We start from the raw sequence: 14,106 nt of genomic DNA, 5'->3' as shown, positions 1-14,106 counted from the left end.
AGTCAGAGCAGGAAAATGGTGGCGAGGCCAAGGAAGATAAAGAATCCGCCGGTATCTGTCAGCGCGGTGATCATGACGCTGGAACCGACCGCAGGGTCACGCCCCAGTCGCACCATCGTCAGCGGAATAACCACGCCCATCAGCGCCGCCAGCAGCAGGTTAAGCACCATTGCCAGCGTCATTACCGCGCCCATTTCCCAGTCGCTGTACAGCAGCCAGGTCACGACGCCCATCAGTCCGCCCCAGACCAGACCATTAATCAACGCGACGCCCAGCTCCCTGAACATCAGGAATTTCAGGTTACCGAGCTGGACATGGTGCAGCGCCAGCCCGCGGACAATCATGGTGATGGTCTGATTACCGGTATTCCCGCCGATGCCGGCAACGATCGGCATCAGGGCGGCCAGCGCCACCAGCTGTGAAATCGTATGCTCAAACAGGCCAATCACGCGCGAGGCGACGAACGCCGTACACAGATTGATTGCCAGCCACGCCCAGCGGTTACGCACGGCTTTGGTGACCGGTGAAAACACATCTTCTTCCGGGCTCAGCCCCCCCATGCGGCGCAAATTGCTGTCAGTATCGTTATTCACGAAATCGACGATTTCTTCCACCGTCAGGCGTCCCATCAATTTGCCTTTTTTGTCCACTACCGGCGCGGTGATCAGGTCATAACGTTCGAACGCACTGGCGGCGTCTTCGGCTTTATCTTCCGGCTCAAAACTGGTGAGGTCGGTAACCATGACGTCTGAAACCAGCGTATGCGGCGGGTTCAGCAGAATTGCGGTCAGCGGCAGTTCGCCGAGTAAGGTATTTTTACGATCAGTGATAAACAGCTTATCGGAAGCTTGCGGAATGGCTTTATTGAGACGAAGAAAGCGCTGAACGGTACCGAGTGAAACGTCGGGGCGCACCGTCAGCAGTTCGAAGTCCATGATCCTGCCCACGCACTCTTTACTGAATTTCATCACCTCGCGGACTTTATCGCGCTGACGCGGATCCAGTGAGGTGAGCACGCGCCCGGTCAGGTCGCGGGGCAGATATTCGGCCAGATAAACCTGATCGTCCACATCCAGCAGGGACATGGTTTTCAGCAGGTCTTTGTCGCTCATTTCCTCAATGAGGCTGTCCCAGACGGTTTCTGAAACTTCGACCAGTGCCTTACCGCGGGCAGCCGGTTCAACCAGCCGCCACAATGCCAGGCGTTCGTGAATAGGTAAGGCTTCCAGCACATCTGCCACGTCGGCGGCATGGAGTTTTTGCACCCGCGAGCTCAGCTCTGCGGTGTGGTCCATCAGCCTGGCACGGGTGGCATCATCTACGTCAATTTCTTCACCGAGAATGCTGTCAGCAAGGTCATCGGTGTTCAGAAGGAGATCGAGGATCCGGCGGCGACTCTCGGCGAGTTTTTGGCCGTAACTAATCGGTTTTTCTGCAGACATTCGGGATCCTTAATCCTTATGGTAGCGGCAGGTCTTGAGTGTGCCGGTACACGTTTTGTCGGAAGTCGGTTCCTGAGGTGTTACGGTTTGCCCATCTGTTTGCTGTTGTTTTTGGTTCTGATGGTGGGAGTACGCGCCGATACCGGAATAGACCAGGCGTCCTAACAAAATAATGAAGCTGATCGATAAAACGATTTTCGTCATTGTGATGTTGGTTTTTCGAGACATAGTTTGATCGCTTAAGTAAATCGTTGCTCCGGTGAAAGGATGAAGAACTGCAAATGATAACGTTTACAATATATAACACATCTAAACGAGCAGCCAGATAATCAAATAAAGGTGAAGCGGCGTTTTATCCATTTTTAGAAACCATTCTACTCTTAGGAATTTTCTTTTTTATCTGATTACTCTATCTCACTGGTTATAAAAACCATTTTGTCAGTCACTCGATGAAATTGTTTAAGATGATTTTTATGTGAAATCACAAAGATTGTGTTTAATGATCTGCATCAAGAGATTTAAGATAAGTCACATTAGAATCCAGCGATATTTTGAAGCGTTGTACTCTGGCCTCTGCTGTATTCTTTTTTCTTCAGTTGTTTTATGTGAAATGACGTTTTTACTACGATAATTTAAGGCGGAGCCTGCAACTGCGGTTGTCAGCCGGCTTGTCTGACGTCCGTTACACGATGAATCATTCACCGCGGCATGAAGTTCATGCGCAAAACTTAGATGGGCTGAATGCGTAAATTTTTTTCCTGGCATGAGATTCGCCATAAATGGTGGGGACTTCCCGTCATTTGCGCGCTGGTGTTGATCCCCTTAACCTCATGGCTTTCTCCGATCATATATTTGCCAGAAGGTCGCACCTATCTGATTTATATGCCATTGGCGACAAGCGTTGCGTTGCTGATGGTCTTTGACTGGGCTGCATTGCCCGGGATCGTTCTGACGTTGTTCTTGCGTTATTATTTCAGGGTTGGCGCAGAAATGGCGACGCTTCTGACGGTGATTTATTTCACCTCCCTTTTTCTGGCCTGGCTCGGATACCGCTGGCAGGCCGGAAATCGCTGGTCAGCGCCGCTGGGCCTGATGAATCTGGCGTGGATCCGTGTCGGCTGGTTGCTGGTATTCCTTACTGTCTTCTTCATTATTGTGCTGCAAATTGTGGTCGAAAGCGGACTGCTTCCGGGTTATCTGGGGCTGGTCACAGCTGATTTCGTCACGTTGCGCACCCTCATCAATCTGCAGGCGATGATCATCGGCATTTTGCTCAATTCGCATGTGATTTATCTGCTTATCCGCATGATGCGTCAGCCCCGCTACTGGCGCGTGTTGCGGATGATGTTGCGTAAGCAACGGGCACCAGGCGTGAAAACCACCGAAATGGTGCTCTGGTTCCTGGTCATGGGTACCATGGTGACACTGCTGTGCGTGCCGGGGATAAGTGAGCCCTTCACTAAAATTTTACTGAGTGATTACACTCTTACGCTGCTTTTCCCGGTGATGCTGTTCGGGGCTTTACGCTATGGCTATTACTTCATCAGCATCGTATGGAGTATTGTCCTCACTGTTTTGTTCTTCAATTATCAGGGCTTTATTTCAGAAACCGGTTTTGTTCATAATCTGGTATTTGTCTCTGCGCTGATGCTTGTTTACACCATCACCCTGTTACTGATGGCAGCGCTTTCTTCCCGCCAGCGCCTGCTGATGAAAAAATTCAGTTCTGCCGCCTTGCGGGATCCGGTGTTTGGTTTGCCCAATCTGCGCGCCTTTAACCGCGATTTAGCGCGCCATCCGCGTTCCATGCTCTGTTTCATCCGAGTGTCGGATATGGACGTTCTCAGCCGTAACTATGGGATGCGGCTGCGTATTCAGTTTAAACAGCAGCTGGCGGTCGGACTCAAACCTTTCCTCCAGCCCGGCGAACGCGTGTATCACTTACCCGGATATGATCTGGTCCTGCGCCTGAACTGCGAAGATGCGGATATGAAATTGCAGGGGCTGCATGATTATCTCGAGGATTTCCGTCTGATCTGGAACGGATTGCCGTTGCATCCTAATATTGGACTGTCTTACTGCACGGTGTATTCGCCTGTCGAACATCTGCCTATTTTGCTGGGTGAACTCAGTGGTATTGCTGAGGTTTCACTGACCACTGGTCAGCCGGAATCAAATAAAAGCGATCACAGTCAGGTTCAGCTTGAGATCAGAGACAAAGTCGACATGTTGCACAAAATTCAGCGTGCGTTAGACGACGATCGCTTTGTGCTGATGGCACAACCAATACTGGGTGTGCGCGGTGACAGCTACCACGAAATCTTGCTGCGAATGTTTGATGGCTCGAAGGAAACTCTGGTGACGCCAGACAAATTCCTGCCAGTCGTCCACGAATTTGGGTTGTCTTATCAGATGGATATGTGGGTGCTCAAACATTCACTGATGTTTATCAATCAGAACCGTGTGCGTTTACCGAGCCTGCGTTTTGCCGTTAACTTCACGCCATCGACGTTGTGCCGACCGACATTTACCCGCGACTTCAAATCGCTGATGCTTGAATATGAAATTGAACCGTTCCAGATTGTACTGGAAGTCACCGAATCACATCTTTTGCAGAATATGAAATATGCCGATTTCGCGATGAGGGAATTGCGCGCTTATGGCTGCCGGATTGCGATTGACGACTTCGGGACGGGTTACGCCAGTTACGGGCGTCTGAAAGCCATTCAGGCCGATATCCTGAAAATTGACGGCAGCTTTGTGCGCAATATGCTTACCGATTCACTGGATGCATATATTGTGCAGTCTATTTGTCAGGTTGCACGCATGAAGCACCTGTCAATTGTGGCGGAGTATGTGGAGACGGAAGAACAGAAAGCGGCGCTTCATGCGCTGGGCGTCGATTACATGCAGGGGTATCTGGTGGGTAAACCGCAGCCACTGGCCACTTTGCTCGATTTTCCGGCTTCCTGATTTTGCGGGAAATTGAGACGTAGAAAACAAAAAGCCCTCTGAGCACGTTGTGCCGGAGGGCTTTTTTATAGCAGCAAACGAATTAGTCTTCCGCTGCGCCGTCTTCTTCTTCTTCGAGCATCAGTTTCCAGCCCGTGACGTCATTCCAGTAGCTTTGTTCTTTCTCAAAATCCAGCTGAACCAGGTTGTTCTGCGCCAGGTATCCGGCCGGGAAACGCAGCGTCCAGTGATTGTCATCAGTAGACAACCGCAGGGATGCCGGCGTGGTGGTCGACTGGCGCTGGTTATTGAGCAACGCGCCAAGACGCAGCAGCTGGATCAACGGAATGTAATGCTTCTTCTTAAACAGGTTCAGGCGCGGCAATTCTTCCAGCTTAATGGCCTTTCGATGGAAACGCACCAGCGTCGCCAGCAGCGTTTGCTGTTCCTGATTAAAGCCCGGCAAATTGGTATTTTGCAGGATGTAAGAAGAGTGGCGATGCATACCGGTGTGATTAATGCTCAGACCGACCTCGTGCAGCATGGCGCTGAATTTCAGTAGCGATTCCAGCTGCGGCTGAACCAGTTTGGTGTTTTGCGCTAACCACTGGCTGTAAAGCTGCTCTGTGGTTTCCAGCACGCGACGCGCCTGTTCGCGGTCGATATTGTAATGCTCGGCCAGACTTTTCGCGGTACGTGTGCGGATGTCCTGATGGCGGAAACGGCCTTCCATCTCATACAGCACGCCTTCACGCAGCGCGCCGTCGGAAAGACGTAACTCTTTCACGGCCAGCGCATCAAATACCCCACGCAAAATCGCGAGTCCCGGCACAAACACCGACTGGCGATCTTCCGATAAGCCCGGTAAATCCAGCTCACTGAATTTTTTGAAGTCCAGCACCGCTTCTGTCAGCATTTCCAGGCGTTCAGGGGTGATCAGTCCGTCTTTTTCGCCCATCGCGACCAGCACTTCGTGAGCCGCTTTGATGCTGCCGGACGCGCCCAGCGCATACTGCCAGCCTTGCAGACGGTACTGCCAGGCGAGAGTTTCCAGCTTCTGTGCGGCAGCGAGTTGCGCTCGTTTGAAGTTGCTGCGGCTGATTTCGCCTTCCGGAAAAAACATCTGCGCGAAACTGACGCAGCCCATACGGCGGCTTTCTGCCAGCAAAGGCTCGAAATCTTCACCAATGACCAGTTCCGTAGAACCTCCGCCGATGTCGACAACCAGCTTGCGACCTTTCTCCGGCTGCGTGTGCTCAACACCCATAAAAATCAGACGTGCTTCTTCCTGCCCGGAGATAATTTCAATCGGGTAGGGGATGACTTCTTTGGCGCGCTTAAGAAATTCCTCGGCATTCACCGCCTGACGCAAAGTATGCGTGCCCACGATGGTGACGTTGCTGTCCGGAAAACCTTGCAGACGTTCTGCAAATAAAGCCAGGCAATCCAGCCCGCGTTGCATGGCTTCTTCACTGAGCACACTTTTGTTGTCGAGACCATCGGCCAGATGAACGCGTTGTTTCAGGCGACCTAATACCTGCATCGCACCGTTAACCACGCGCGCGATAACCATATGGAAACTGTTCGAACCCAGGTCGATTGCAGCAATTTCCTGTGGCTTGGCGTTCATTGGGCTGTTTTTAAGGGGCATAGTTATGTAGCGCTCCAGAGATTCAGGCTTGCTGACTTTGTTGTTCCAGATCTTTCAGATATTCGTAAATCGCCAGCTGCGCACGCACTTTGCGACGATTTCCGCGTGGAACATACCGGTTGCTCAGTTCTTTATCAATCACTCTGGCTTTTACCGTGTCATTAAACAGCAGTTCGAGGATATCCAGAACGCGCTGTTTAAGGCGTGGATCGAGCAGGGCGACAGCAACCTCAATTCGGTAATCGATATTACGGGTCATCCAATCAGCAGAGGACAGGAATACTTTGGTATCGCCACCATTTTCAAAGACATAAACACGGTCGTGCTCAAGATAGCGGTCAATAATGCTGGTGACCTGAATGTTTTCGCTAAAGCCCGGTAAATTCGGTACCAGAGAACACATGCCACGGATCAGCAGACGGATTTTCACCCCGACGTTAGACGCGACATAAAGGCGATCAATCAGGCCTTTATCCACCAGGTTATTGATTTTAAGCGTAATACCACCTGTGCCACCTGCCTGTACGTTGGCAATTTCTTTGTCGATCAGGCGATACAGCATGTCGCGCGAGTTTTGCGGCGACACCATCAGATGCTCGAAAGAGACCGGACGGTACGGGTTCTCAATAAAATTAAATACCCGGCGGACTTCGTTGGTGATCCGCGCATCCGCGGTCAGCAGCGAATAGTCGGTATAAAGACGGGCCGTTTTCTCGTTAAAATTGCCGGTCCCAATATGAGCATAGCGGACAATTTCATCGCCTTCGCGGCGGGAAATAAGAAAGAGTTTTGCGTGAATTTTCAGACCCGGCGCAGAGAAAATAACGTGTACACCGGCTTCTGTCAGACGTTTCGCCCAATGAATATTGGCTTCTTCATCAAAGCGCGCCTGAAGTTCGACGACCACGGTCACTTTCTTACCGTTGTGCGCCGCGTGGATCATCGATTCGATAATGCGTGAATCTTTGGCAACACGGTAAATGTTGATTTTTATGGATAAAACGTTCGGGTCGAAAGATGCCTGACGCAGCAGTTCCAGTACGTGTTCAAACGTGTGGTACGGATAATAAAGCAGTACGTCCTGTTCGCGGATCGCGGCAAAACCGTTGCGGAATTTATCGAACCATAAATGGCGCAGGCGTGGCAGCGGACGGTTGACAAGATTGGCTTTACCGACGTTCGGGAAGCCGATGAAGTCTTTGAAGTTATGGTAGCGGCCACCGGCAATCACGGAATCATAATTGGAGATACCCAGCTTGCCGCGCAGCAATTCTACCATTTCATCGGGCATATCGCGCTGATAAACAAAACGCACCGGCTCGGCGGTCAGACGCTGTTTCAGGCTCGATGACATCAGTTCCAGCAGACTCGATTCCATTTCCGTGACCAGATCGTATTCGGCGTCACGGGTCATTTTCATCGAATAGGCATTCAGCGCATCGTAATCAAAGAAGCCTTTGAAAATATCATCCAGACAATAACGCAGAATGTTATCCAGCAGGATCATCGGCTTACGGCGACGCGGCGCTTCAGGTGGCAGATTGACGAAACGCGGCACTTTATCGGAAGGAATTTCCAGCAGCGCATAGTGAATTTCTTCGCCACGGATAATTTCTACCGCCAGATAGGTATAATCGTCTTTAAGGAACTGCACCAGGTTGGTGTCGTGATTAATCAGAATCGGCGTGATGTACTGGCGCAGGTGATGTTTGAAATACTGACGCAACCAGGCTTGCTGGTTTTCAGAAACCTGACGTTCGTTAATCAGGAAAATTTGATTACGTGCCATTTCCAGCAGCAAATCATTGTAAAGGCTGTCAAATTCCTGATCAATACGCAGGACTTTTGCCTGAATTTTTTTCAGCAAATGGCGGGATGCGCCCAGAAAGCCTTGTTCTTCACTGATGAGGATCCGCCGTTTTAAATCGGCAAAACGGACTTTATAAAACTCATCCAGGTTATTGGAGTAGATCCCTAAGAAACGCATCCGTTCGATCAGGGGATTGCTTTTGTCTGCCGCTTCCTGCAACACGCGCTCATTGAAGGACAGCCAGCTTAGTTCTTTCTCGATATAAAGCTTTTCCTGACCCATTTTCACTCCGTTCATTTGGCTTGCAACCTGGCCCATACAGGCAAATTTGCCCGAAAACACCGCAATTTAGCTCCACCTATTCTTCGTGTTACGGGCCATTTTTAAAATCAACGCAACAGGAAGCTGTCAGTGAGAGGGGCCTAGTGTCTACTATCAATATTGCGAAAGATTGACAGGAAAGTCCAACACAACAGGGGATGATTTCAGGAGAGTTTCTATCAGAGGAATAAATGAGAGCAAAAGGTGGGAAAAGTCTTTCCGGTGAAGGAGTTCATCTCTCCTTCACCGGTCATTTATTGAATAATTTTTACCGCGTAATATTAAACTGCGCTGGCGCCAATCAGTGATTCAGGTTTGACCTGAACCGGTTTGGTTTTGTACTTCGCCAGGAATTGCGGCTGGAAAATACACATGCGGATGGCGCTGCGGTATTCACCGTTCACAAAGAATTCCTGCTTCAGTTCACCTTCAAGCTCAAACCCTAATTTGCTGTAAATGTGGATCGCCTTTTTGTTTTCTTTATCGACGATTAAATACAGTTTGTAGAGGTTGAGAACCGAGAAGGCATAATCCATTGCCAGACGGACGGCGTCACCGGCAAAACCTTTGCCCTGATGCTGCGGGTCAATGATTATCTGAAATTCCGCGCGGCGGTGAATATGGTTAATTTCCACCAGCTCGACTAAGCCAACGGGTCCGCCCTGGTATTCGATGATAAAGCGACGTTCGCTCTGGTCATGGATGTGTTTGTGATACAAGTCGGTCAGTTCGACGAAAGCCTCGTAGGGTTCTTCAAACCAGTAACGCATGATGCTGGCGTTATTATCAAGACGATGAACAAACGACAGGTCGTCCTTTTCCAGTGGACGTAATCTGACGCTGTTATTGCTAAACATGGGGTGTTCCTCAACTATAAAAGCCGTTTTATGAGGGTAACCTTCGTAAATATAAGGTCTGAAACAACCGTGTTTCAGATGAAGGTCGGCGCACAAACGACGTTTAAACGTGCGCCGGGATGGGCATTATATCGGGTGAAATGTAAACAAATGTCAAATGGCGGAAAATAAAAAACCGGCACATGGCCGGTTTGTAGTGGAATTATTGCGCTTATGCAGTTTAATCTTCGGCATAACCCTGCACGGACAGCGGATTATTATCGAGAAATGCCTGGCCATTTTGCAGAGCTAAACGGCCGTCAGCGAACCAGCTAACCACCAGCGGATAAATGTTATGTTCCTGCGTTTGCACGCGGGCAACTAACTCTTCTTCCGTATCCTCAGCAAAAACCGGCACTTTGGCTTGCAAAATTACCGGGCCGCCATCGAGCTGTTCAGTGACAAAATGCACCGAGGTGCCGTGTTCAGCATCCTGATTTTCAATCGCCTGACGGTGAGTATGCAAACCCGGATATTTCGGCAAGAGGGAAGGGTGGATATTGATCATGCGTCCCGCAAATCGCTGAACGAATTCAGCGCTAAGAATCCGCATGTAACCGGCGAGCACCACTAAATCTGGCTGGAAAGTCTCAATTGCATCAGCCAGCGCAACATCAAAGGCGGTACGGTCTTCGTAAGCTTTCACATCCAGCGCATGGGCCGGAATATCAGCTAAACGGGCTCTTTCAAGCCCGTATGCGGCGGCTTTATTACTGAAGACTGCACTGATTTTTGCGTTGATTCGTCCCTGCTGGCAGGCATCGATCAGGGCCTGTAAATTGCTTCCCTCGCCCGATACCAGAACCACAATCCTTTTCATATCCATACCTGTCGTCTTCAGTGAGGTGAGTGAGCTGACGCCTGCTTACCCGATAACGACGCGCTCAGCGGAGTCAGAGGCCTTAACATAGCCAATTTTCCACGCTTTTTCACCATTGTCATTCAGCAACGCAATTGCCTTGTCAGCAAGCTCAGCCGGAAGTGCGACAACCATGCCCACGCCACAGTTAAAGGTGCGGTACATTTCATGACGGCTGACGTTGCCGGTAGTCTGCAACCAGGTGAAGACGTCCGGCCACTGCCAGCTGGCTTCTTCGATGATGACCTGGGTGTTTTCCGGCAGCACGCGCGGAATGTTTTCCCAGAAGCCGCCACCGGTCAGGTGGACGATGCCGTGAACTTCCACATTTTCGATGAGGTTCAGAATCGACTTCACGTAAATTTTGGTCGGTGCCAGCAGGTGATCGGCCAGAGACTTGCCTGCCAGTGTGGTGGTTTCCGGGTCAGTTTTGCTGACTTCCAGAATTTTGCGCACCAGAGAGTAACCATTGGAGTGCGGGCCGCTGGCTGCGAGGCCGATCAGCACATCGCCGTCAGCCACTTTGCTTCCGTCGATAATTTCTGATTTTTCCACCACGCCAACGCAGAATCCAGCGACGTCATAATCTTCGCCGTGGTACATGCCCGGCATTTCAGCGGTTTCGCCGCCGACTAACGCACAGCCAGACTGCTTACAACCTTCTGCAATTCCGGTGATCACACTGGCGGCGATATCGACGTCCAGTTTGCCCGTTGCGTAATAGTCGAGGAAGAACAGCGGTTCAGCGCCCTGAACGATCAAATCATTGACGCACATCGCGACCAGGTCGATACCGATAGTATCGTGGCGTTTTAAATCCATCGCCAGACGCAGCTTGGTGCCAACGCCGTCGGTACCCGAAACCAGCACGGGTTCACGATATTTTTGCGGCAGCGCGCAGAGAGCACCAAAACCGCCCAATCCACCCATAACTTCCGGGCGACGGGTCTGTTTTACTACACCTTTAATGCGATCTACCAATGCGTTACCGGCATCAATATCTACGCCTGCGTCTTTATAGCTGAGAGAGGTTTTGTCGGTCACTGCGAAGTCCCCACGGCGGTTTGGGTTGGTGGTTGAAGAATAAAGCGGGGCAATTCTAACAGTGGAAGCAAACGTTTGCGAGCGCCTTATTCGATGATGATTTTCAGGCTGTCTATACTCTAACCGAGTTCCTAATGATCTGGATCAGGCAATTGGCTGTGGCGTTCAAAAAAAATGGCGTTATAATCTCGCGATTTTTTTTTGCAGCTCAACCACCTTAGGAGAATAAATAATGAAGATCGTCGAGGTGAACCACCCGCTGGTGAAACACAAGCTGGGCCTGATGCGTGAAAACGACATCAGCACGAAACGTTTTCGCGAACTGGCTTCTGAGGTGGGAAGTCTGCTGACGTATGAAGCGACTGCCGATTTAGAAACTGAAAAAGTGACCATCGAAGGCTGGAATGGCCCGGTGGAAATCGATCAGATCAAAGGCAAGAAAATTACCGTTGTGCCAATCCTGCGTGCCGGTCTGGGCATGATGGAAGGCGTACTGGAACACGTTCCGAGCGCACGTATCAGCGTTGTCGGCGTGTACCGTGATGAAGAAACTCTGAAACCTGTGCCGTATTTCCAGAAGCTGGTTTCTAATATCGAAGAACGTCTGGCGCTGGTCGTTGACCCGATGCTGGCCACCGGTGGTTCTATGATTGCCACCATCGACTTGCTGAAAAAAGCCGGCTGCCAGAGCATTAAAGTGCTGGTGCTGGTTGCCGCTCCGGAAGGGATCGCCGCTCTTGAAGCCGCGCACCCGGACGTTGAACTTTACACCGCCTCGGTGGATCAGGGACTCAATGAGAAAGGCTACATCATTCCGGGGCTCGGCGATGCGGGCGACAAGATATTTGGTACGAAGTAAGCAATTAGCCGACTGAAGAGTCGGCTTTTTTTTGGAATTTTTTTGCACGTCATACACAACACAACATCACACCATTGAGAGGATCACATTCATGACCCGTCGTGTCATCGGGGTAAGCGAGCGTCCGCCATTGCTGCAGACAATCCCCCTGAGTTTCCAGCATCTGTTTGCCATGTTTGGTGCCACCGTTCTGGTTCCCATTCTGTTTAAGATAAACCCGGCAACGGTGCTGCTGTTCAATGGCATAGGGACTTTGCTGTATTTATTTGTCTGTAAAGGGAAGATACCGGCGTACCTCGGCTCGAGTTTCGCGTTTATTTCACCGGTGTTGTTGCTGCTGCCGATGGGGTATGAAGTGGCGCTGGGCGGGTTCATTGCCTGCGGTTTACTGTTCTGTCTGGTGGCGCTGATTGTTAAGAAAGCCGGGATTGGCTGGATCAACGTGATGTTCCCGCCAGCGGCAATGGGCGCAATCGTGGCCGTCATCGGGCTGGAACTGGCGGGTGTGGCGGCAAATATGGCCGGATTACTGCCTGCCGAGGGTGCTCCGGTAGATTCCACCACCATCACTATTTCTCTGGTGACGCTGTCGGTGACGATTCTGGGTTCCGTATTATTCCGCGGTTTCCTGGCGATTATCCCGATCCTTATCGGCGTGCTGGTGGGTTATGCACTGTCGTTCTTTATGGGCGTGGTTGATGTTTCTGCCATCGCCAATGCGCATTGGTTCGCGCTGCCAACCTTCTATACGCCGCGTTTTGAATGGGTCGCTATCCTCACGATCCTGCCTGCGGCGCTGGTGGTCATTGCCGAGCACGTCGGGCATCTGGTCGTCACGGCTAACATTGTGAAGAAAGATTTGCTGCGTGACCCGGGCCTGCACCGTTCGATGCTGGCTAACGGTCTGTCGACTGTGTTGTCCGGTTTCTTCGGTTCTACTCCGAACACTACGTATGGCGAAAACATCGGTGTAATGGCGATCACTAAGGTTTACAGCACCTGGGTTATCGGCGGCGCGGCTATTCTGGCAATCCTGCTTTCCTGTATCGGTAAACTGGCGGCGGCCATTCAGGCGGTACCGGTACCGGTGATGGGCGGCGTGTCATTGCTGCTTTATGGAGTGATTGGTGCTTCGGGGATCCGCGTGCTGATTGAATCGAAAGTCGATTACAACAAAGCGCAGAACCTGATCCTGACTGCGGTGATCCTTATCATCGGCGTCAGCGGTGCGAAGATTCACATCGGTGCCGCTGAGCTGAAAGGCATGGCGCTGGCGACGATCGTCGGTATATTCCTGAGCCTGTTGTTCAAAGTGATCGAGATTTTCCGCGGCGAAGAACAGATCATTGACGTTGAAGATGAGCGGGAAAATCCGCCAGTCTGATCATGATCATCCCTGACCGGCAGGCGGCTACCTGCCGGTCAGGTGCTCGGATCGCAAGCGGTTGCACCGGGTACAGTTCATTTCACGACGGATCCTTGCTAGAATTCGGCAGTTCCTTTTATTGACGTGACAACATCTGCGGTCTTCATGCCGCTTCGGTTGAGGTACTTCTGAATACGCCGGCACAGCTTTCCCTGCCACTTTATCTACCCGATGATGAAACCTTTGCCAGTTTTTATCCGGGGGAAAACCCTTCTCTGCTATCTGCTATTCAGAGCGCATTGCATCAGGAACACGGCACCTATATTTATTTCTGGTCACGCGAAGGTGGCGGCCGCAGCCATCTTTTACACGCAGCTTGCGCAGAATTATCGCAGCGCGGTGAAGCGGTGGGGTATGTGCCATTAGACAAGCGGGCTTATTTCGTGCCGGAAGTGCTGGACGGCATGGAGCATCTGGCGCTGGTGTGTATCGATAATATCGAAGGTATTGCCGGTGATGATGAATGGGAAGCCGCTGTTTTCCATCTCTATAACCGCATTCTTGAAACCGGTCGCACGCGTTTGTTTATTACCGGCGATCGTCCTCCGCGCCAGCTGAATCTCAGCCTGCCGGACCTGGCTTCCCGTCTCGACTGGGGTCAAATCTATAAACTTCAGCCACTTTCCGACGAAGAAAAACTTCAGGCATTGCAGCTGCGCGCCAAACTGCGCGGTTTTGAACTGCCGGAAGACGTGGGCCGTTTCCTGTTGAAACGTCTGGACAGGGAAATGCGTACGCTGTTTATGACGCTCGATCAGCTGGATCGCGCATCTATTACTGCACAGCGCAAACTGACGATCCCGTTCGTGAAGGAAATTCTCGGGCTGTAAACTGAAGGGATATCCG

The 14,106-nt window shown here is 51.1% G+C and carries 11 protein-coding genes; 4 read left to right on the top strand and 7 right to left on the bottom strand.

Going from position 1 to position 14,106, the window contains the following annotated elements:
* Positions 1-2: 2 nt before the first annotated feature.
* The gene (mgtE, locus tag J1784_RS23840) at positions 3-1,442 is read right to left on the bottom strand and encodes a magnesium transporter (RefSeq protein ID WP_217151246.1); all 1,440 of its coding nucleotides are present in this window, start codon (positions 1,440-1,442) and stop codon (positions 3-5) included.
* A gap of 9 nt (positions 1,443-1,451) precedes the next feature.
* Positions 1,452-1,670 (bottom strand): YfgG family protein, encoded by a 219-nt coding sequence (locus J1784_RS23835; protein WP_217151245.1) that lies wholly within the window; start codon positions 1,668-1,670, stop codon positions 1,452-1,454.
* Between the two features lie 513 nt (positions 1,671-2,183).
* Between J1784_RS23835 and J1784_RS23830 the strand changes: the two genes are divergently transcribed.
* Positions 2,184-4,415 carry a sensor domain-containing phosphodiesterase gene (locus tag J1784_RS23830; protein ID WP_217151244.1) on the top strand — a complete coding sequence of 744 codons (2,232 nt, stop codon included), beginning with the start codon at positions 2,184-2,186 and terminating at the stop codon, positions 4,413-4,415.
* Positions 4,416-4,497: 82 nt separating this feature from the next.
* On the opposite strand, the gene ppx is transcribed toward J1784_RS23830, so the two are convergent.
* The 5 genes from ppx to purM all read right to left on the bottom strand — a co-directional run bounded on the left by ppx (position 4,498) and on the right by purM (position 10,975).
* Complete coding sequence (ppx, locus tag J1784_RS23825) at positions 4,498-6,045, bottom strand: exopolyphosphatase (protein ID WP_217151243.1); 1,548 nt, start codon at positions 6,043-6,045, stop codon at positions 4,498-4,500.
* Positions 6,046-6,067: 22 nt separating this feature from the next.
* Entirely contained in the window at positions 6,068-8,137 is a 2,070-nt protein-coding gene (ppk1, locus tag J1784_RS23820; RefSeq protein WP_217151242.1) for a polyphosphate kinase 1, read from the bottom strand.
* Between the two features lie 320 nt (positions 8,138-8,457).
* Entirely contained in the window at positions 8,458-9,033 is a 576-nt protein-coding gene (speG, locus tag J1784_RS23815; protein ID WP_217151241.1) for a spermidine N1-acetyltransferase, read from the bottom strand.
* Positions 9,034-9,253: 220 nt separating this feature from the next.
* Entirely contained in the window at positions 9,254-9,892 is a 639-nt protein-coding gene (gene purN, locus J1784_RS23810) for a phosphoribosylglycinamide formyltransferase (RefSeq protein WP_217151240.1), read from the bottom strand.
* A gap of 45 nt (positions 9,893-9,937) precedes the next feature.
* Complete coding sequence (gene purM / locus J1784_RS23805) at positions 9,938-10,975, bottom strand: phosphoribosylformylglycinamidine cyclo-ligase (RefSeq protein WP_217151239.1); 1,038 nt, start codon at positions 10,973-10,975, stop codon at positions 9,938-9,940.
* A 232-nt stretch (positions 10,976-11,207) separates the two neighbouring features.
* Here purM and upp point away from each other — a divergent pair, with 232 nt between their 5' ends.
* From upp to hda, 3 genes are all read left to right on the top strand, one after another.
* A complete protein-coding gene (gene upp, locus J1784_RS23800; RefSeq protein ID WP_217151238.1) occupies positions 11,208-11,834 on the top strand; it encodes a uracil phosphoribosyltransferase in 627 nt (208 codons plus the stop codon).
* A gap of 91 nt (positions 11,835-11,925) precedes the next feature.
* The gene (gene uraA / locus J1784_RS23795; RefSeq protein WP_217151237.1) at positions 11,926-13,218 is read left to right on the top strand and encodes a uracil permease; all 1,293 of its coding nucleotides are present in this window, start codon (positions 11,926-11,928) and stop codon (positions 13,216-13,218) included.
* A gap of 170 nt (positions 13,219-13,388) precedes the next feature.
* Complete coding sequence (gene hda / locus J1784_RS23790; protein WP_217151624.1) at positions 13,389-14,090, top strand: DnaA inactivator Hda; 702 nt, start codon at positions 13,389-13,391, stop codon at positions 14,088-14,090.
* Positions 14,091-14,106: the final 16 nt, after the last annotated feature.

The organism is Rahnella ecdela (assembly GCF_019049625.1).
In the GTDB taxonomy this organism is placed as follows: domain Bacteria; phylum Pseudomonadota; class Gammaproteobacteria; order Enterobacterales; family Enterobacteriaceae; genus Rahnella; species Rahnella ecdela.
This window is presented reverse-complemented; position numbering and strand designations above follow the sequence as displayed.